16 protein-coding genes are annotated in these 19,437 nt (G+C 60.2%); 7 read left to right on the top strand and 9 right to left on the bottom strand.

Translation table 11 applies throughout. The features are described 5' to 3' along the window. Nucleotide 1: 1 nt before the first annotated feature. Nucleotides 2-478, bottom strand: coding sequence for a ribonuclease E activity regulator RraA (gene rraA / locus CWI75_RS05865; RefSeq protein WP_101520560.1), 477 nt, complete (start codon nucleotides 476-478; stop codon nucleotides 2-4). Nucleotides 479-502: 24 nt separating this feature from the next. Further along, nucleotides 503-2,272: an acyl-CoA dehydrogenase family protein gene (locus CWI75_RS05860; RefSeq protein ID WP_101520559.1), complete on the bottom strand. Its 1,770-nt coding sequence runs from the start codon at nucleotides 2,270-2,272 to the stop codon at nucleotides 503-505. A 143-nt stretch (nucleotides 2,273-2,415) separates the two neighbouring features. On the opposite strand from CWI75_RS05860, the gene CWI75_RS05855 reads away from it, so the two are divergent. Next, nucleotides 2,416-3,372, top strand: a complete 957-nt coding sequence (locus CWI75_RS05855) for a LysR family transcriptional regulator (RefSeq protein WP_101520558.1) — start codon at nucleotides 2,416-2,418, stop codon at nucleotides 3,370-3,372. A gap of 134 nt (nucleotides 3,373-3,506) precedes the next feature. Continuing rightward, complete coding sequence (locus tag CWI75_RS05850; protein ID WP_101520557.1) at nucleotides 3,507-5,678, top strand: malate synthase G; 2,172 nt, start codon at nucleotides 3,507-3,509, stop codon at nucleotides 5,676-5,678. Nucleotides 5,679-5,689: 11 nt separating this feature from the next. Here the strand turns inward: CWI75_RS05850 and ald are convergent, their stop codons facing one another. Beyond that, nucleotides 5,690-6,808 carry an alanine dehydrogenase gene (gene ald, locus CWI75_RS05845; RefSeq protein ID WP_101520556.1) on the bottom strand — a complete coding sequence of 373 codons (1,119 nt, stop codon included), beginning with the start codon at nucleotides 6,806-6,808 and terminating at the stop codon, nucleotides 5,690-5,692. A 194-nt stretch (nucleotides 6,809-7,002) separates the two neighbouring features. On the opposite strand from ald, the gene CWI75_RS05840 reads away from it, so the two are divergent. Next, nucleotides 7,003-7,479 carry an Lrp/AsnC ligand binding domain-containing protein gene (locus tag CWI75_RS05840; protein WP_101520555.1) on the top strand — a complete coding sequence of 159 codons (477 nt, stop codon included), beginning with the start codon at nucleotides 7,003-7,005 and terminating at the stop codon, nucleotides 7,477-7,479. 3 nt (nucleotides 7,480-7,482) lie between these two features. On the opposite strand, the gene CWI75_RS05835 is transcribed toward CWI75_RS05840, so the two are convergent. The 4 genes from CWI75_RS05835 to CWI75_RS05820 all read right to left on the bottom strand — a co-directional run bounded on the left by CWI75_RS05835 (nucleotide 7,483) and on the right by CWI75_RS05820 (nucleotide 12,811). Further along, nucleotides 7,483-8,364: a glycosyltransferase family 2 protein gene (locus CWI75_RS05835; RefSeq protein WP_101520554.1), complete on the bottom strand. Its 882-nt coding sequence runs from the start codon at nucleotides 8,362-8,364 to the stop codon at nucleotides 7,483-7,485. 6 nt (nucleotides 8,365-8,370) lie between these two features. Next, on the bottom strand, nucleotides 8,371-10,260 hold the full coding sequence (locus CWI75_RS05830) for an ArnT family glycosyltransferase (RefSeq protein ID WP_146003553.1): 1,890 nt from the start codon (nucleotides 10,258-10,260) through the stop codon (nucleotides 8,371-8,373). A gap of 35 nt (nucleotides 10,261-10,295) precedes the next feature. Next, entirely contained in the window at nucleotides 10,296-12,218 is a 1,923-nt protein-coding gene (locus tag CWI75_RS05825; RefSeq protein WP_101520552.1) for a hypothetical protein, read from the bottom strand. 119 nt (nucleotides 12,219-12,337) lie between these two features. Beyond that, entirely contained in the window at nucleotides 12,338-12,811 is a 474-nt protein-coding gene (locus CWI75_RS05820; RefSeq protein WP_277621760.1) for a pilin, read from the bottom strand. A gap of 468 nt (nucleotides 12,812-13,279) precedes the next feature. Between CWI75_RS05820 and pilB the strand changes: the two genes are divergently transcribed. From pilB to coaE, 4 genes are read left to right on the top strand one after another with little or no spacing between them, the layout of a single operon-like run. Then, nucleotides 13,280-14,998, top strand: a complete 1,719-nt coding sequence (pilB, locus tag CWI75_RS05815) for a type IV-A pilus assembly ATPase PilB (protein WP_101520551.1) — start codon at nucleotides 13,280-13,282, stop codon at nucleotides 14,996-14,998. 37 nt (nucleotides 14,999-15,035) lie between these two features. Beyond that, nucleotides 15,036-16,256 carry a type II secretion system F family protein gene (locus tag CWI75_RS05810; protein ID WP_101520550.1) on the top strand — a complete coding sequence of 407 codons (1,221 nt, stop codon included), beginning with the start codon at nucleotides 15,036-15,038 and terminating at the stop codon, nucleotides 16,254-16,256. Between the two features lie 45 nt (nucleotides 16,257-16,301). Then, nucleotides 16,302-17,168: a prepilin peptidase gene (locus tag CWI75_RS05805; protein WP_101520549.1), complete on the top strand. Its 867-nt coding sequence runs from the start codon at nucleotides 16,302-16,304 to the stop codon at nucleotides 17,166-17,168. Beyond that, nucleotides 17,165-17,776: a dephospho-CoA kinase gene (coaE, locus tag CWI75_RS05800; RefSeq protein WP_101520548.1), complete on the top strand. Its 612-nt coding sequence runs from the start codon at nucleotides 17,165-17,167 to the stop codon at nucleotides 17,774-17,776. The genes CWI75_RS05805 and coaE overlap by 4 nt, the downstream gene beginning before the upstream one ends. An 8-nt stretch (nucleotides 17,777-17,784) precedes the next feature. On the opposite strand, the gene mutT is transcribed toward coaE, so the two are convergent. Together mutT and argJ are read right to left on the bottom strand one after the other, a co-directional pair. After that, nucleotides 17,785-18,189 (bottom strand): 8-oxo-dGTP diphosphatase MutT, encoded by a 405-nt coding sequence (gene mutT / locus CWI75_RS05795; protein WP_101520547.1) that lies wholly within the window; start codon nucleotides 18,187-18,189, stop codon nucleotides 17,785-17,787. Beyond that, the gene (gene argJ / locus CWI75_RS05790) at nucleotides 18,190-19,416 is read right to left on the bottom strand and encodes a bifunctional glutamate N-acetyltransferase/amino-acid acetyltransferase ArgJ (RefSeq protein ID WP_101520546.1); all 1,227 of its coding nucleotides are present in this window, start codon (nucleotides 19,414-19,416) and stop codon (nucleotides 18,190-18,192) included. It lies immediately after the preceding gene. Between the last annotated feature and the right edge of the window lie 21 nt (nucleotides 19,417-19,437).

Raw genomic sequence — 19,437 nt, 5'->3', positions numbered from 1 at the left:
ACTACAGCAACGGCTCGGCGCTGACCACCACCCCGTTGTTATCAGCGTAAATGTAATCGCCGGGCGCAATTCGGGCACCGCCAATGTGCACTACGATATCCCGCTGGCCCTCGCCACGCTTGTCGGTCTTGCGCGGGGTGACGCCCAGCGCCTGCACCCCGAGGGCGGTAACGGCGATGTCATCCACGTCGCGGATGGCGCCGTTGATTACCAGCCCCGCCCAACCATTGTCCGCAGCCTCCGCCGCCAGCATGTCGCCGAGCAATGCCTGTCGCAGCGAACCGCCGCCGTCGACCACAATAACCCGGCCGTCACCGGGCTCCGCCACACACTGCTTAACCAGCGAGTTATCCTCGTGGCACTTGATGGTTACTGCCCGACCGCTGAACCGCGGATGGGCGCCCAGGTTGCGAAACTGCAGCTCGATCACCGCCGCGTTGGGCGCTGCGTCCATCAGGTCCGGTGTGGCAAATGTCATCGTGCGAGCTCCTGTGTCCGGGGTTTACAGCCAGTTTACCGGGTAGCTGGAGAGGCTGCCCGCTGCCCCCGCCACCGCACCGGCATGGCCCGCGCAGCGGGGTAGAATCTGCTCGGCGTAGAAGCCGGCGGTGGCGACCTTTGCGCGATAGAAGTCATTATCCACGCCGGCGGCCAGCCGCGCCGTTGCCAGCTCCGCGGAGCGCGCCAGGTGCCAGCCGCCAAACAGGTAGCCGCACTGCATCAGGTAATCGAACGCCGCTCCCAGCGCCACCTCGGGATTGTCCTGCAACGTCTCCAGTACCTGCGCTGTTGTTTCCTCAACGCCCGCCAGCGCATCCCCCAGGCTGTGACCGATGGCCTGCAGGGCAGCATCTTCATGACTGCTCAGGGCCGCCACGGTCAGCGCCACGTCGGCGAGCGCATCGCGCATGGCCCCGCCCTGGTCGCGACCGAGCTTGCGCGCCACCAGGTCCGCCGCCTGGATACCGTTGGTACCTTCGTAAATGGAGGTGATGCGCACATCGCGCAGATACTGCGCGGCGCCGGTCTCCTCAACGTAACCCATGCCCCCGTGCACCTGCACCCCGAGCGAGGTCAATTCCTGGCCCACCTCGGTCAGCCAGCACTTGATCACCGGGATCATCAGGTCAATGCGCATTTGCTGCCGCGGCCGCTCGGCTTCCGGACCGACGTGCGCGAGGTCCATGGTCACCGCCTCGGTATAGACAAAGGCGCGCATGGCCTCGTTGAGAGACTTCATGGTCAGCAGCATGCGCCGCACGTCCGGATGTTGGACGATGGGCACCCCGCCCTGCACGCGCTCGTGGGCATAGGCCAGCGCTTGCTGGTACGCACCCTCGGCGGCCGCCAGGCCCTGCACCCCCACCTTGAGCCGGGCTTCATTCATCATGGTAAACATACAGGCAAGGCCGCGGTTCTCTTCACCGATGAGATAACCGATGGCGCCCTCTTTGTCGCCAAAGGCCATCACGCAGGTGGGACTGCCATGAATACCGAGCTTGTGCTCGGTGGACACCGGGTACACGTCATTGCGCTCACCGAGGCTGCCGTCCGCATTCACCAGGAATTTGGGTACCAGAAACAGGGAGATCCCGCGGCTGCCTTCCGGGGCGTCCGGCAGTTTGGCCAGCACCAGGTGAATAATGTTGTCAGTGGCGTCGTGATCACCCCAGGTGATGTAGATTTTCTGGCCATGGATCCGGTAGTGATCTTCCTCCGGCACGGCCCGGGTCTGCATCACACCCAGGTCGGAGCCCGCACCCGACTCGGTAAGGTTCATGGTGCCGGCCCATTCGCCGGCGTGCATTTTCGGCAGGTACAGCTGTTTCTGCTGCTCGCTGCCGTGGGCGGCAATAGCCAGGGCGGCACCGGCACTCAGCATGGGCGCCAGGCCAAAGGCCAGGTTGGCACTGTTCCACATCTCGCAGGCAGCGGTGGCATAGAGTTCGGGCAAACCCTGGCCGCCGTATTCCGGGTCCGAGGAAATCCCCATCCAGCCACCGGCCCCCAGTTGTTGCAGGGCATCGGCATAACCGGGGGGCAGGGTTATGGCACCGTCTTTACAGGTAACGGGGTGTTCATCCCCAACCCGGCGTAGCGGTGCCAGCACATCGCCGGCAAGCTTGGCGCCTTCATCAAGTAAGGCCGTGGTCAATTCCGGCCCCAGGCCAAGTTCGGTAAAGGCCGACAACTCCCCCAGTGTGCCGCTTACATCCAGCAGTTCGTCGATCAGGAAGGTCATGTCTTCAATCGGTGCGCGATAGCTTGCCATGGAACTGAGCCTTATTGACGTGTGGGAAATTACCTGTCGGTGGATTATAGCGAACCCTACTTGGCAATCTTACTGGGGTCAGTATAATTTACCCAATCTATAGCCGTCATTTCCGGCATTCATGCAATGAATAAGGCTTGCCTGTGAACCTCAACCGAATCGACCTCAATCTGCTGGTCTACCTGGACGCACTGTTGCGAGAGTGCAACGTCACCCAGGCGGCACAGCAGCTGAACCTGTCACAGCCGGCCATGAGCAATGGCCTGCGGCGGCTGCGGGACCTGTTTGACGACCCACTGCTGGTGCGCACCTCGGATGGCATGACCCCCACTGAGCGGGCGCTGGAACTGGCGCCGCTGGTACGCGATGTCCTCAGCAATATCGAGTACGCGGTGCAACAGCGCTCCGCCTTTGAACCGGAGAATGCCCACCGCGTATTCCGGATCATGGCCAGCGACTACGCTGAATCCACGCTGCTGCCCGCCGTACTGGGCAAGCTGCGGGTACAGGCCCCGGGGCTTACCCTGGACATCATGACGCCCTCCGATGTCAGCTTTCTCGATGTCGAGCGCGGCAAGGTGGATATGGTGATCAACCGGTTTGATTCCATGCCACAGTCCTTTCACCAGATCCACCTGTGGAACGACAGCTTCTCCTGCCTGCTGAGCCCGGACAACCCGGTGCTGGAAGACTTCAGCCTGGATAACTACCTGCAGGCCAAGCATATCTGGGTCAGCAAGACCGGCATGGGCATCGGGGTCGGCGTGGACCCGGATGATGTCCAGCGCCTGGGCTGGGTGGACGGTGCCCTGGCCAAACTCGGCAAAAAACGCCAGATCAGGGTGTTTACTCGCCACTACCAGGCGGCGATGACCCTGGCGGAGCAGAACGACCTGATTGCAACACTGCCTACCCGGGCCGCGTTACTCAAGCACGACAACCCCCGGGTCGTACTGCGGGAACCGCCCTTTGCGATTCCACCGCTGGAACTGAAGATGGCCTGGAGCCCCCTGCTACAGCACAATCCCTCCAATCGCTGGCTGCGCAAACTGATCGCCGATACCGCGCGGGAACTGGACGGTAAACCGCCGCTGCCCTGACTTCTTATTCACCGCGGGAATCTCCGCGATAAAAACGATAAATTAGCTAAATCTTCAGTCCAGCCCGTAGACTGCCCTCCATGCAATGAGCGCAGGCCCTGCTATGCTTGCCAGTCAGGAGAGGATGACACTATATGACCGAGCGAATTGAACAGGGCGGCCTGCGCGTTGCCATGGAATTGCACCAGTTGCTGGAACAGGATATTGCCCCCGGTACCGGGGTCACAGCCGAGGCGTTCTGGCAGGGGCTGGAAGAGATCGTCAATGACTTTGCGCCGCGCAACCATGCGCTGTTACTGCAACGCGATGATATCCAGGCACAGATTGATGCCTGGCACCGGGCGAATCCGGGGCCGGATTACGATCGCGCGGCTTACAAGGCGTTTCTCCAGGACCTTGGCTACCTGTTACCGGAACCGGAAGATTTCAGCATCACTACCAGCAATGTGGATGAGGAAATTGCTGCCCTCGCCGGCCCCCAGCTGGTAGTCCCGGTAATGAACGCCCGCTACGCCCTGAATGCCGCCAACGCGCGCTGGGGCAGCCTGTATGATGCCCTTTACGGTACCGATGTGATTCCCGAGGACGATGGGGCCGAACGCGGCGGGGCCTACAACCCGGTGCGCGGTGACAAGGTGATCGCCTGGGCCCGGGACTTCCTCAATCGCTATTGCCCGCTGTCTACCGGTGATCACACCCAGGCCACCGCCTACACCGTGGTTAATGGCACACTGCAGGTGGTACTGCAGGAAGGCCAGATCAGCTCACTGCTGGAACCCGCCCAGTTTCGCGGTTACGCCGGCGAGCCCAATGCGCCGCACAACATCCTCCTGCACCACAACGGCCTGCACATTGACATCCAGATAGACCGGACAAGCCCCATCGGCAGCACCGACCTGGCGGGTGTAAAAGACCTTGTGCTGGAGGCGGCGCTGACCACCATCCAGGACTGTGAAGACTCCATCGCCGCAGTGGATGCCCAGGACAAGGTGGTGGTGTATCGCAATTGGCTGGGCCTGATGCGCGGCGACCTGCAGGAGTCCGTACAGAAGGGCAGTGATACCATTACCCGGCGCCTGAACCCGGACCGCGTGTTCACCGGAGTCGATGGCGAAGAGCTGGTACTGCCCGGGCGCAGCCTGATGTTCACCCGCAACGTCGGCCACCTGATGACCAACGATGCCATCCTGGACAGTCACGGCAATGAAATTCCCGAGGGCATCATGGACGGCCTGTTCACCGCGATGATTGCCCTGCACGACCTCCGCGGCCCCGGCCCGCTGCGCAATTCCCGTCGCGGCAACGTCTATATCGTCAAGCCGAAAATGCACGGCCCCGATGAGGTCACCTTCACCTGTGATTTGTTCAACCGCATTGAGGATGTGCTGGGGCTGGACCGCAACACCCTGAAGCTGGGCATCATGGACGAGGAGCGCCGCACCACGGTCAACCTCAAGGCCTGCATCGAGCGCGCGAAAGAGCGCATCGTGTTCATCAACACCGGCTTCCTGGACCGCACCGGCGACGAGATTCACACCAGCATGGAAGCGGGCGCCATGACCCCCAAAGGCGCCATGAAACAGGAGCCCTGGATCAACGCCTACGAGGACTGGAACGTGGATATCGGCCTGGCCTGCGGCCTGCTGGGCCGCGCCCAGATCGGCAAGGGTATGTGGGCCATGCCCGACCTGATGGCGGACATGCTTGCCACCAAGGGTGGCCACCCGCGCGCCGGGGCCAGCACCGCCTGGGTCCCCTCGCCCACCGCCGCCACCCTGCACGCCACCCACTACCACGAGACCAATGTGGCAAGCCGCCAGCAGGAGCTGAAATCACGGTCCAGGGCATTGCTGGACGACATCCTCACCATCCCCCTGAAAGGGGCAGAAGGGCTCAGCAGCGAGGACATACAGCGCGAACTGGACAATAACGCCCAGGGCATCCTGGGTTACGTGGTGCGCTGGATAGACCACGGCGTGGGCTGCTCCAAAGTGCCGGATATACACGACGTCGGCCTGATGGAAGACCGTGCCACCCTGCGCATATCCAGCCAGCACATGGCCAACTGGCTGCGCCACGGTGTGTGCAGTGAAGAGCAGATACAGGAAACACTGGAGCGTATGGCGGTGGTCGTGGACAAACAGAACGCCGGTGACCCCGACTACCGGCGGATGGCGCCCGATTTTACCAACAGCATTGCCTTCCAGGCGGCCCGGGACCTGGTGCTGCTGGGCCGCGAGCAGCCCAACGGGTACACCGAGCCGGTACTGCATGCGCGCCGCCGGCAGGCGAAGGCGCGCGGCTAGCTGCGGCGCGCTTAGCCCGCCAGGGCAACCATCGGTTCCACGTACTCGTAACCCAGCGCCTCGGCCACGGCGGCATGGGTCACTACACCCGCGTGCACATTCAGGCCGTTACGCAGGTGCACATCGGCCGCCAGCGCCTCGCGCACACCCAGCCGGGCAAGCCTTGCGGCATAGCTCAGGGTGGCATTGGTCAGGGCCATGGTTGAGGTCCGTGCCACACCGCCGGGCATGTTGGCCACACAGTAGTGCACAACGCCGTCCACCACATAGGTCGGGTCCTGGTGCGTGGTGGCCCTGCTGGTTTCAAAGCAGCCGCCCTGGTCAATCGCCACGTCCACCATCACCGAGCCCGGCTTCATCCGGCTCACCAGCTCGCGGGTAATCAGTTTTGGCGCCGCGGCGCCGGGAATCAGTACTGCACCCACTACCAGGTCCGCCTCCAGGGCAAAGCGCTCCACGGCCTCCTTGGTGGAATAGACGGTTTTCAGGCGGCCGCCGAATATCATGTCCAGCGCTTTCAGGCGATCCAGCGAGCGGTCCAGCAGGGTCACGTCCGCACCCATACCCATGGCCATCCGCGCGGCATTGATGCCGACTACCCCGCCGCCAATCACCAGCACCTTGGCCGGCTCTACCCCGGGCACGCCGCCCAATAGTACGCCGTTGCCCCCCTGGGTTTTCTCCAGGTTGTGGGCGCCGGCCTGAATTGCCATGCGCCCCGCCACTTCACTCATCGGCGCCAGCAACGGCAGGCCGTGGTCGGCGGAAGTCACGGTTTCGTAGGCAATGCAGGTAGCCCCGGACGCCAGCAACAGGCGCGCCTGCTCAGGATCCGGTGCCAGGTGCAGGTAAGTGAACAGAATCTGGCCGGGGCGCAACAGGCGGCACTCGTCAGGCTGGGGCTCCTTGACCTTGATAATCATTTCCGCGCGGGCAAAAATCGCCTCGGCATCCGCCACGATTTCGGCGCCGGCCTCCAGATACTGGGCATCATCAAAACCTATCGCCGCGCCGCCGTCTTGTTGAACCAGAACCTGGTGGCCGTCGTGCACCAGTTCGCGCACCCCGCCGGGGGTGAGGCCGATACGAAACTCATTGTTTTTGATCTCTTTGGGTACGCCGATTATCATCACACCGCTCCTTAGTGAGGTAGGTTCAATAATCCGCCATGCTAGAGCTAAAAAAATGACTTTTTCTCTCTATTTAATCGGTACAAGCAGTTATTACCACTTATTCAGGCGATTAAAAAGGTCGATCTGACTGACCTAGAACCGTAATATACAGTCAAGACAAACGGATATAACCAGAGTGATGGTGACACACCATGGAAATCAACACGCCAGCCCTTAACCGCACGGACCGCCGCCTGCTGCGTTTGCTGCAGCAGGATGCGCGCATGAGCTACGCGGAACTCGCGCGCCAGGTAGGCCTGAGCACCACGCCCTGCAAGGAACGCATCAAGCGCCTGGAGCGCGAAGGGGTTATTCGGGGCTACCAGGCCATGCTCAACCCGGACATGCTCGGGGCAGGCCTGGTGGTGTTCGTACAGATCCGACTGAACCGCACGTCCCAGGATATTTTTGAGGAGTTCAAGAAAAGCGCCTTTGAGCTGCCGGAAGTGCAGGAATGCTACCTGGTGTCCGGCAATTTCGACTACCTGATCAAGGCCCGGGTGGCGGACATGAACGCCTACCGCGCCTTCCTCGGCGAGACCCTGCTGACCCTGCCCGGGGTTCAGGAATCAACCAGCTATGTGGTCATGGAGCAGGTCAAGGAAACCCTGGCGCTGCACATCCCCTGAGCCTCAGTCGCCGCTGTCAGGCTCGTGATTGATGTCCTTGTACTGCAGATTGGTGAGCTGCTCCGAAAGGAGCCCGATCAGGAACACAATCATCCCGGCCAGCACCAGCACCGTACTCATGTTGGTAAATCGTAGCGAACCGGTGGCGAATGCCGCACCCAGGTAATTGACCACACCCAGGCCACCCATGAACAACGACATGGGGAAGTAGACCTTGAGTGGCGCGTACAGGGTACCTATCTTGAAGATGATCAGGAAAAACCGCACCCCGTCCCGCACCACATTGATATGGCTCTTGCCGAGCCGCTGCGCCACCTCGATGGGCACAAACCCCACCGAGTAACCCGCCCTGAAAAAGGCCATGGTAGAGGTGGTGGGATAGCTGAAGCCATTGGGCAGAAGGTATAAAAAACTGAGGAACTTGCGCCGGTGCACCGCCCGGAAACCCGAGGTGAGGTCATCGATGCGCTGGTTCACCATCCAGCTCGCCAGCGCGTTGTAAAAGGCGTTGGCACTCCACCGCGCAATACTGGCCTGGGCCGCGCGGCCGCTGCGGGCACCCACCACCAGGTCATACCCTTGCTTAACCCGGGACAGCAGGCGAGCGACATCCTCCGGATCGTGCTGGCCGTCACCGTCCATGAACACAATGTATTCCCCGTTTGCCGCCCGGGCACCCGCCTTGATGGCGGCGCCATTGCCCTTGGAATAAGGCTGCGACAGCACTTCCACACCCGCCTCACGACACACTTGCACGGTGCCGTCGGTAGAGCCGTCATCCACCACAATAATCTGCGCATCAGGGTGCAGGGCCCGCAACCGCGGCAAAAACAGGACCAGGCCCTGCTCTTCGTTCTTGGCGGGAATAACAATGGAAAAATCCAACTGGGCTTACTCCAGGTAAAGCGCGAGTGTTTGTTGGTCGGCAACGGTCAGCTTACCCGCTGCCTGCAGCGCCTGTAATTTTTGTTTCAGGGAGCTTGCCTCGCCTACTTTACCCAAAGCGGTGGTGAAATGCAGCTGCATGAGGTTCAGCATCGCGTTATCGGGTTGTTGCGCCAGGGCAAGAGCCGCATAGTGACTGGCTGACTGCATGCGCTCAAGTGCGTTCATGAATACGGAAAGAGCCGTATAAACACCCACCGATGCCCTGCCCGGTGCGGGATCGGATAAATAAATCACTTCCAGACGATCGGCCAGCAAGTGCCAGCCAAATCTAGGGCATCGATTTTCACGTTGCAGCTTCACGATCACTTCCAGAGTATTGGTATCGCCGATGGGACGGTTGGGATGCTCCAGGCCCAGCGCATTCAATTGCTCCCTGGGTGCTGTGATTCCGGCCATGCACGCAAGTGCAATATTACGCAGGTGAAAATCGCCGGCCCGTTCAAGGCGCGCCGCTTTTTGCGTCTGGCTGGCGTTGAATCCTGCTGTGGAAAACTCCAGCGCTGCGTCGTAGTCCCCCAAGCCTGCCAGACGCGTCGCCATGTCGGTGTTGGCCCGCACCGAATCCGGATGGCCATTGAGATGATGCAATGCCAGCAAGGTGGGGCTCGACCAGATCTGCACCTGGGAAACGGTCTTGAGTGCAAGCGCCAAGACCGCAATGCCCCCCCAAGCTATTAACGGTGTTGTGAGTGCCGGCCAGCGTCGGCCGATCTCGCCTGCCGTGAAGGCAGGCAACAATGCCAGTGCCACGCTCGGCAAATAATTACGATGCTCAAAATACAATTCAAGCGCAAAAAAACCGGACTCCAGGCTGTGTGCACCCAGAAAGAAAAATAAGAGCCCGGGAACAATCCAGGCAACACCGTACCAGGCACAAAGTAGTGCAATCGCCAGCAACAGGAGCCAGCCGGCCAATGCCAGGGCGGCGTCCGAGGAAGCCGTCAGCGATGACGACACCGGGAAATCGTCGTGAAAAACCCCCAACCGGGAGAGGTCTGGCCAATAAAACTGGGTGACGTAATCCCACAGAATAACCGGTTGGGTCAGCAAGCGCTCCCCGAGGGTAAAACTCCGCCTATCGTAACCATTCTTAATTTGCTCGAAATTAAGGAAAAAATAGGCAAAGACAAAAACAACTCCGACCCCCATCAGTAACCACGCGCCCTGCCGAAGCGCTGTCCAGCTGCGACCATCAACCAACCTGCCGCGTAGCAGTGTGGCTTCAATCACGATAATCAAAGGTACTGCGAGAATGCCATTTTCCTTGGCAAAAGGTGCCAGTCCTGCCGAAAGCCCGGATAGCGCCAACCACAACCATGCCGACCGGCTGACACCCAGTGCCGCGCGCGCCTTCAGGTAAAACACCAGCGCCAGTAAAACGAACAGTGTCGCCAGCATGGCCATGCGCTGAACGCTGTATAAAACGGTACTGGTCTGTTGCGGCGCGAATAACCACACCGCCATGGCCAGCAACGCCAACCACGCGGGACGCGGATATTCGAGGGCCTGGCACAATAAATAGGCCAGCCAGAAAACCAGGGTAGCAATCAATACGTGAAGCAGTATCGAGTGGCGCTTCAGGGTAGCGACACTGCCGTCGGTAAAGATTTTTTCCAGGGAAAATGTCAGCATCGAAACCGATCGACCCAACCGGCCGGAGCGATCTCCGTAGACAAAATCCTCGAACAGTTCCGGGCTTTCCGCGAGGCGCTCCAAGGGTAGCAGACTGCTCTGGTCATCAAGAATGTAGGCGCCGGACTGACCGGGCCAATAAATCCACGCAGCAAAAACAAGACAGGTGAATAGAGCCAGACACACCCATGGTGTAACCATCAGCTCTTTTGCGTTATCGGAAAAGGCGCGGCGCATTAATCAGCTACCAGCGTCAGCAAGCGGGAGGTCTGCCTGCGATCTTCATCCACAGCGAGTATGCGACCGACTGCGGCATACATGCCGGCAACATCACCCGCCTCCACTGCTCGTGCAAGGCGCCGGTAGAGAACCTGGATGTTGTCGGGATATTTACGCTCCAGAGCGGCAAAGGCGCTATCTTCATTGCGTTGTCTCCGGTCTTGCCCTGCATTACAGCGCGCCAGTTCATAGGCTGCCATATCCCAGGTAGCACTGTCTCTGCCGCTTGCCTGCAAACTGTTTATCAGGGAGGAGGCAACTCTCATGTCACCCTCACAGTCAGCCAACAGTCGCCGGATCACGGCATTCAAGCCGTTACTCTCCGACGCCGACAATACCGGCTTGCCTGCCCGCGCCAGGATGGCGCCCAGCCATTGGGCTTGCTCGGGGTTGGCGGGGAAATATTGATAGTCCAGCAGATACAACGCGGCGAAAGGCACGATTGACCCGGGCTCAAGCGAGGCCATTTGCTGCAGCGCCCTGCGCGCTCGCAACAGGTCATCGGGATTATCTGTTGCACCTTCGGCAACCCCTTGCTGGTGGCGTTTTTCAAGGGCTCGCGACTGAAAATACAGGCCCCGCGGCGATTGGGGGTGATGCCGTGCGTTAACGTTAGCCATCCTGAACTCTTCGCTCCAGGTGTGGGTGCGCAGCGCCAGTAACAACAGCAACGGCAAAAAGCAGGCCACCAGCAACAGGCGCGGGTTTATTGCCGGCAAGCGCCGACTTAACTCCAGCAACAAGCCCCCGGCCACGATATACAGGCCGATCGAGGGCAGGTAGTTACGGTGTTCAAACACCATCTCCAGCGCCAGGAAGCCGGACTCCAGGCTGTGGCCGATCAGGAAAAACAGTATCCCGAAAAACAGCCAGGGGCGAGCCCGGTAAGATGCGAGCGCAATACCCAGCACAGCCAGCCACCCCATTGCCGCCACGACAGTTGTCCAGGGTGCAAGCCAGCCACTGGATACCACGATGTCATCGTGCAGAAAACCCAGATGGGAAGGCACAGGCAGCAGCAGCCAGCCAACATAATGCCAGAGCACGCGCAGCTGGGTCAGCAACCGCTCATACAGGGTAAAGTCCCGGGACCCGTAACCACCCGTGACTGCATCCGGGATCACCATGAATATTACAGCCACCAGTACCAGGGGCGACAGTAAGACCAGCCAGCCCAGGCGTTGTAGCCACGGTCGCTGCACAGCACGCCAGCGGCCCCGGAAAAAGGCCACTTCGACCAGGGGCAACAACCAGAGCAGCAATAAACCGTTTTCCTTGGATAGCGTGGCCATAAATACCACCAGGGCCAACCATAGACTTGCAGCAACCAGCTCCGCAACAGAGGCACCCCGCTCTGCCCAGTGGTTGCGCCAGCGGGCAAACAGATACAGGCCCAGGAGGACAAACAGCGTTGCCAGTTGCGCCATGCGCTGCACCGGGTACAGCACGGTGGAGACATGCAACGGCGCTACCAGCCAGAGTGCGCACGCCAGTCCGGCGACCGCCAGCGGCAGGTGCCCGCCGCTCCTGTTATCGAAAGACGCCCTGCGCAATTCCAGCAAAAAACCAAACAACAGCCCGCCGCAGGCCAGGTGTACCAGCAGATTGCCGAGCTTGAACGGAATGGCGGAGAGTGCCTGGGTAAAAGCCGCGTTTAGCGCCAGGCTGAACATCGCCACCGGGCGCCCGGTAGGCCCGGAATTGCTGCTGCGCACCGCATCCAGCCAACCGGCGGCACTGGCGGGATCCAGCTCGGCGATGGCGGTATTCCCGGTGATTGCAGGCCCGTCATCGAACAGGAAATAATCACCACTCGCCAGCCAATACAGGCAAAAGACTGCAAAAAAAAGGATGGCCAGGGGACCTGTTATCGTTTTCATTCCGAAGTTAGCGTCCACATTGCGGGGTGCTGGTGTAATCAAGGGCAAAAAAAAGCCCGGCGTGAGCCGGGCTTTCTCTACCCCTGACTAATGCTCAGGAGTATAACCTTTCGCTGTGCTTAGCCGCGACAGGTTGAGGGCAGGTATTTGGCTTCTACCATAGTGGTAACATCCGTACCCGTGCTAGTTGTGCTTCCGCATACCCACTGCACACTTCTGCTGCCAGTAACTGTTACCGGGGACAGACTGAAACCGATGCCTGCTCCTGTTCCGCCCGGAACCACATTGTCTTGTAACGTGACCGCAACAATACCATTGTCGCCTTCATCATATTTGATGGACCTTACAATCTCGGTATTCGGATTTGTATTGAGACCAGCCTGCGCTTCGGTCGGAAACACTCCTTGCGTCGCGTAGTACTCACTCAGGGTAGTCTTGGCCTCAGACAGATAAGCCATCGGCTCGGACATTTTCGCACGCACCGTATAATCCTGATAAGCCGGCAGCGCGATGGCGGCCAGAATGCCGACGATCGCGATAACGATCATCAGTTCGATCAGAGTGAAACCTTGTTGTACTTTTTGCATTTTCATGGTCTTTGCTCCTGCCCCCGGAGGGATTGTTTTAACTTCCGCCACCATTTGTAGCGATCTCGCCCTTTTCCAAAAGCATAATGCGTGCCAATAAACTAAAAATTTCATAATTTATATTTTTATCCAATAAATTCAATGGGTTAATTGAAATCATACTTCTCCCGCAATTCGCATTGCTTCACCTGGCTATAACCCGCATGGGGCATAACACGGCGTGATGTGACGAATTTTGTCATATCAATTAAACCGGTGACCTGTTTTGTCAGCACGCAAAACGTGTGCAATGGCGGTGAAGAGGCGACCGGATACTGCGAACACGCTCCCAGATCCCAAAAAATTCCTTAAATATTGCTTAAAATCATGCTTTTACAGGCAATATAGGGTATTAGCTTTAAGTTCCGGTGGGTATACTGAGGCGGTATAGGGACTGAGTGCAGACAATAATGCCACCACGGGAATGCACACGAGATGAATGAAAGGGCGATAGGCCAGCTCAGCGGCCTGGCCGGGAGACTGGTTGTAGAGGGACTCCTGAGTGCTGAGCAGGCCCGTGAAGCGCAACGGGATGCGATTTTTGATCGTATCCCGCTGGTCAAGCACCTGGTTGAAAAACTGAACCTCAACAGCCAGCGCATTGCGGAAGTGGCCTCGCTCGAGTTCGGTGTACCGCTGTTTGATATCAATGCGTTTAACATGAGCGCTCTGCCCGTCGGCCTGGTCGATGTCAACCTGATTTCCAAGCACCACGCCCTGCCCCTGTTCCGCCGCGGCAATCGCCTGTTTATCGGCGTATCCGACCCCACCAACCTTGCCGCCCTGGACGAAATCAAGTTTCACACCGGCATTAATACCGATGCCATCCTGGTTGAGGAACGCGCACTCAGCAAAGCCATTACCGGGTGGGTTGAATCACAGGACAATTTATCCGAGGGCCTGGGTGACCTGGATTCCGAGGATTTCGAGAACATCGATATCAGCGGCGGTGAGGAGCGCGACAAGGAAGAGGGCAATGAAGCCGTTGACGAGACACCCATTGTTCGCTTCATCAACAAGGTTTTGATTGACGCCATCAAGCAGGGCGCATCGGACATCCACTTTGAGCCCTACGAGAAAAACTACCGGGTGCGCTTCCGCACCGATGGTATTTTGCGGGAAATGGTCAAGCCGCCCAAGAACCTGTCCGCCCGCATGGCGGCACGCCTGAAGATCATGTCACAGATGGACATCTCCGAGCGCCGTGTTCCCCAGGACGGCCGGATCCAGATGAAGCTGTCGCGCAACCGGGCCATCGATTTCCGGGTTAACACCCTGCCGACGCTATTCGGCGAAAAGGTGGTACTGCGTATCCTCGACCCCAGCAGTGCCCAGATGGGCATTGAAGCACTGGGGTACGAGGAGGACCAGAAGGCCATGTACCTGGATGCACTGAGCAAACCCCAGGGCATGATCCTGGTTACCGGGCCCACCGGTTCCGGTAAGACAGTCTCTCTTTACACCGGCATCAACCTGCTGAACCAGCCGGAGCGCAATATTTCCACCGCGGAAGACCCGGTGGAGATCAACATGGAAGGCGTCAACCAGGTACACGTGAACCCGAAGGTGGGGCTGGGTTTTGCCGAGGCACTACGCTCCTTCCTGCGCCAGGATCCGGATGTGATCATGGTCGGTGAGATCCGCGACCTGGAAACCGCCGAAATCGCCATCAAGGCCGCACAGACCGGTCACCTGGTATTGTCTACCCTGCACACCAACAGCGCGGCCGAAACCGTTACCCGGATGCTCAACATGGGCGTGCCGTCGTTTAACCTGGCCACCTCGGTGAACCTGATTATCGCCCAGCGCCTGGCACGCAGGCTGTGCAAGGAGTGCAGCGTGGAGGCCACCGATATTCCACGGGATGTGCTGTTAAAGCAGGGCTTCAGTGAAGAGCTGCTGGCCACGGCAACCATCATGAAAGCGGTGGGCTGTGACCACTGCACGGATGGCTACAAAGGTCGTGTAGGTATTTACGAGGTGGTTCGCGTTACTCCGAGTATTGCGCAGATTATCCTTGAACAGGGCAACTCGAATGAGATACATAAACAGGCCAGGGCGGAAGGATTCAATGACCTGCGCGCCTCGGCACTGGTCAAGGTGGCAAACGGGCTCACCAGCCTGGAAGAGATCAACCGGGTGACCACAGACTAGAATCACGGCGCTACGCTAGCGCGAGACGGATACCACTATGGCAACAACTGTAGCAAAACGGGATACCTTTATCTGGAATGGCACCGACCGTAACGGCCGGGTCTCCAAGGGTGAAATCTCCGCACAAAGCAGCGCCATGGCCAAGGCCCAGTTGCGCACCCAGGGTATCAAGCCACGCAGTGTCAAGAAAAAGGCCAAGCCCCTGTTCGGGGGCGGCGGCAAACCCATCAAGCCGGTGGATATTGCCATTTTCACCCGGCAACTGGCGACCATGATGAAGGCCGGGGTGCCACTGGTACAGAGCTTTGATATTGTCGGCGAGGGCCTGGACAAGCCCAAGATGCGCGACATGGTATCGAGCATTAAAAATGATGTGGCCTCGGGTTCCGGCCTGGCGCCATCGCTCGCCAAGTTCCCCCGCCACTTTGATGACCTGTTCTGCAGCCTGGTGGCCTCGGGCGAAGGCTCGGGTACGCTGGAAACCATGCTCAGCCGGGTGGCCACCTACAAGGAAAAAACCGAACAGCTCAAGGCCAAGATCAAGAAGGCCATGACCTACCCCACCGCGGTGGTCATTGTCGCTTTGGTGGTTACCGGGATTCTGCTGGTGAAGGTGGTGCCCCAGTTCGCCGAGACCTTCCGCAGCTTCGGCTCGGACCTGCCCGCCTTCACCCTGATGGTGCTGGGCCTTTCCAACTTTGTCCAGGCCTGGTGGTTCGTGATCCTGCTGGGCCTGATCGCCACCTTTTATGCCTTCAAGGAGGCCAAGCACCGGTCGGTTGTGTTTGCCGAGGGCCTGGACAAGCTCGCCCTGCGGGTGCCCGTGGTTGGCGGCATTGTGCACGATGCGGTGGTGGCGCGTTTCTCGCGCACCCTGGCCACCACCTTTGCCGCCGGCGTACCGCTGGTGGAGGCACTCAACTCCACCGCCGGCGCGGCGGGCAATGCTGTGTACCGCAAGGCCATCATCCAGATACGCGACGACGTTACCACCGGCTCCACGCTCTACCAGTCCATCAAATCCACCGGCCTGTTCCCCAACATGTTGCTGCAGATGGTGTCGATCGGTGAGGAGTCCGGTGCGCTGGACGACATGCTGGATAAGGTTGCGCAGCATTATGAGGAGGCAGTGGACAATGCCGTGGACAGCCTCAGTTCGCTGATGGAGCCTATCATCATGTCGGTGCTGGGGGTGCTGGTGGGCGGCCTGATGGTGGCCATGTACCTGCCTATCTTCATGCTCGGTTCGGTTATCTAGGCGTGGTGTTGTCACGAACTCCCGACCAGCGCCTGAAGGATTGATATGCTAGCGGTATTTACCGAGCATGCCTGGTGGCTGGCCAGCTGTTTACTGCTACTCGGGCTGGTGGTGGGCAGTTTCCTCAATGTGGTCATCTATCGGTTGCCATTGATGATGCAGGCCCAATGGCGCCAGGATTGTTGCGAACTGTTGGCCCAGGAACCCCCGGTGGACCAGGCATTGAGCCTGTCCAGCCCCAACTCCCACTGCCCACAATGCAAGGCGCCGGTGCGGCCCTGGCAGAACATTCCACTGCTGAGCTACCTGCTGCTGCGCGGCAGATGCGCCAATTGCGGCACTGGCATTTCCCTGCGCTACCCCACGGTGGAACTGGTCACCGCGCTGCTGACCTTGTGGCTGGGCCTGCACTTTGGCGCCAGCCTGCAGCTGCTGGCGGCCATCGTATTCACCTGGGCGCTCATCACCCTGAGCCTGATTGACCTTGACACCCAGCTGCTGCCGGATGACATCACCCTGCCGCTGCTCTGGCTGGGCCTGCTGTTCAACCTGGTGGGCGGTTTTGTGCCCCTGGCCGATGCGGTACTGGGCGCCATTGCCGGCTACCTGATCCTGTGGTCCGTGTACTGGCTGTTCAAGTTGCTTACCGGCAAGGAAGGCATGGGGTATGGCGATTTCAAGCTGCTGGCGGCGCTGGGTGCCTGGCTGGGCTGGCAGGCCCTGCCGCTGATCATCCTGCTGTCGTCACTGGTGGGCGCCGTGGTCGGTATTGCGCTGATGGCGATCAAGCGCCGCGGGCGTGAAATCCCCATCCCTTTCGGGCCCTACCTGGCCATGGCGGGCTGGATCAGCCTGGTCTGGGGCGATCAGTTGATGGCCCTGTGGCTGGGTGCCAATGGGGTAAAACTGTGAGCTTTGTGGTCGGGGTTACCGGAGGCATCGGCAGTGGCAAGACCGCGGTCACCGACCGCTTTGCGGCGTACGGCATTACCGTGGTTGATGCAGACCTCGCGGCACGGGTGGTGGTTGAACCCGGAAGCCCGGCGCTGGAGGCCGTTGCCGCCCATTTCGGGGCCGACATTCTACAGGCCGACGGTAGCCTGGATCGCGCTGCCCTGCGCGGGATTGTGTTCGCCGATCCCGCGCAGCGCAAGTGGCTGGAACAACTCACCCATCCGTTGATCGGCGAGGAGATCCGCAGACAGATCGCGGCCTCGGAGTCGCCCTACACGCTGCTCAGCTCGCCACTGCTGCTGGAATCTTCCAGCCAGAGAACGCTTGCCAACCTGGTGGTGGTGGTGGATGTACCGGAAGAGGTACAGCTGCAGCGCGCCATGGCCCGGGACAATAATGACGAGGCCCAGGTGCGGCGCATCATGGCCGCCCAGCTAGCCCGAGAAGAACGCCTGGCGCTGGCCGATATCATCGTGGACAACAGCGGTAGCCTGGACGAGCTGGATGACATTGTGGCGGAACTGCACAAGGAGTTCCTGCAGCGCGCCGAACTGGCGGAACACTAGACCCCGGATCAGGAAACCGCACGCCGCTCCGCCTGGAGCGCTGCCACAATGGGTACGTTGGCGGCCGGGAAAGGATACTGTGACAGTTCGGTTGCCGTTACCCAGGCCAGGGGCTGTCCCTCCAGGCCACGGGCCTCTCCCGTAAGCCCGGTTACCTGATACACATCCAGCAACACGGCCTTGTCACCGTAGTCAAAGGGTACCAGCAACAGCGGCTGAGCTACGCCGAACCCTATCCCCAGCTCCTCGCGCAGCTCCCGTGCCAGTGCATCCCGCACCGGTTCGCCGGGTTCCACCTTGCCGCCGGGGAATTCCCACAAGCCGCCCTGGTGGGCAGAACCTGCCCGCCGGCTGATCAGGATACGCTGTCGGGCGTCCATGACCACCGCCACCGCCACATGCACGACGGCCATTCAGGTACGGTACTCGGCATTGATGCGAACATAATCATAGGAGAAATCCGTCGTCCACACGGTGGCCTGTTGCGCCCCGCGCTGCAGTTCAATGCGGATAACGATTTCTTCGGGCGCCATCGCCGCCACCCCCTGCTCCTCCCTGTAACTGGCGGCGCGGCAGCCATGCTCGGCAATCAGCACGTCGTTCAGGTACACCCCTACCAGCCTGACATCCAGCTCCGGCAGGCCGGCGCGACCGATCGCCGCCAACAAGCGGCCCCAATTGGGGTCGGAGGCAAACAGTGCGGTTTTCACCAGTGGCGAGTGGGCAATGGTGAAGGCCACATCCAGGCACTCCTGCTCGTTGCGCCCGCCATTCACCTGCACGGTGACAAACTTGCTGGCACCTTCGCCATCGCGCACCAGGCCCTGGGCCAGCTCGACACACAGCGCCTGCAGCGCTTCGCGCAGCGCGTTATACAGTGCGCCCCCGGCACCAGTTACCGGGTCGTTGCCCGCGGCACCGGTGGCAACCAGTACACAGGCGTCATTGGTGGAGGTATCGCCATCAATGGTAATACGGTTGAATGACAGCTCGGCAGCCTCCGACAGCAAGGCCTGCAACAGCGGCGTACTCACAGCGACATCGGTGGCCAGGTAAGCAAGCATGGTGGCCATGTTGGGGCGAATCATCCCCGCGCCCTTGGCCATACCGGTAATGACGTAGTCGCGCCCTTCACAGTGGAAACTCAGCGAGTGAGCCTTGGGGCGGGTATCGGTGGTCATAATGCCGCTCGCCGCCGCCAGCCAGCCATCGGCCTGCAGGTCGGTGAGGGCATTGGGGAGCGCCTCGATAATCTTTTGCACCGGCAACGGCTCGCCGATCACCCCGGTGGAAAAGGGCAACACAGACTCCGCCTCAACACCGGTAAGTTCCGCCAGAGCCGCGCTGCAGCGGCGCGCATCCGCCAACCCCGGCGCGCCGGTACCGGCATTGGCATTGCCGGTATTCACCAGCAGGTAGGCGGGCCGGCCGGAACAGTCCGCGAGATGTTCGCGCGCCACAATAACCGGTGCCGCGCAGAAGGCATTGCGGGTGAACACACCGACACAGTGGCTGCCGGGAGCCAGCTCCATTAACACCAGGTCCTTGCGCCCGGGCTTTTTAATACCAGCGGACACGGTCGCCAGCCGCACCCCCGGCACCGGCAGCAGGGCTGCCAGTGCACCGTTACCTACTGCCATCGTGGTGTATCTCCTGTTGTT

Source organism: Kineobactrum sediminis, assembly GCF_002868715.1.
Classification (GTDB): Bacteria; Pseudomonadota; Gammaproteobacteria; order Pseudomonadales; family Halieaceae; genus Kineobactrum; species Kineobactrum sediminis.
The sequence above is the reverse complement of the archived record's forward strand: the minus strand, read 5'-3'. Positions and strand labels throughout refer to the sequence as shown.

Bases quoted from the DNA above. Each gene is read 5' to 3' on its own strand.
- CWI75_RS05830 (WP_146003553.1), bottom strand. From the start codon at position 10,260: ATGGTTACACCATGGGTGTGTCTGGCTCTATTCACCTGTCTTGTTTTT.
- CWI75_RS05820 (WP_277621760.1), bottom strand. From the start codon at position 12,811: ATGAAAATGCAAAAAGTACAACAAGGTTTCACTCTGATCGAACTGATG.
- CWI75_RS05840 (WP_101520555.1), top strand. From the start codon at position 7,003: ATGGAAATCAACACGCCAGCCCTTAACCGCACGGACCGCCGCCTGCTG.
- CWI75_RS05860 (WP_101520559.1), bottom strand. From the start codon at position 2,272: ATGGCAAGCTATCGCGCACCGATTGAAGACATGACCTTCCTGATCGAC.
- argJ (WP_101520546.1), bottom strand. From the start codon at position 19,416: ATGGCAGTAGGTAACGGTGCACTGGCAGCCCTGCTGCCGGTGCCGGGG.
- CWI75_RS05850 (WP_101520557.1), top strand. From the start codon at position 3,507: ATGACCGAGCGAATTGAACAGGGCGGCCTGCGCGTTGCCATGGAATTG.
- rraA (WP_101520560.1), bottom strand. From the start codon at position 478: ATGACATTTGCCACACCGGACCTGATGGACGCAGCGCCCAACGCGGCG.
- CWI75_RS05805 (WP_101520549.1), top strand. From the start codon at position 16,302: ATGCTAGCGGTATTTACCGAGCATGCCTGGTGGCTGGCCAGCTGTTTA.
- ald (WP_101520556.1), bottom strand. From the start codon at position 6,808: ATGATAATCGGCGTACCCAAAGAGATCAAAAACAATGAGTTTCGTATC.
- CWI75_RS05810 (WP_101520550.1), top strand. From the start codon at position 15,036: ATGGCAACAACTGTAGCAAAACGGGATACCTTTATCTGGAATGGCACC.
- mutT (WP_101520547.1), bottom strand. From the start codon at position 18,189: ATGGCCGTCGTGCATGTGGCGGTGGCGGTGGTCATGGACGCCCGACAG.
- CWI75_RS05825 (WP_101520552.1), bottom strand. From the start codon at position 12,218: ATGAAAACGATAACAGGTCCCCTGGCCATCCTTTTTTTTGCAGTCTTT.
- pilB (WP_101520551.1), top strand. From the start codon at position 13,280: ATGAATGAAAGGGCGATAGGCCAGCTCAGCGGCCTGGCCGGGAGACTG.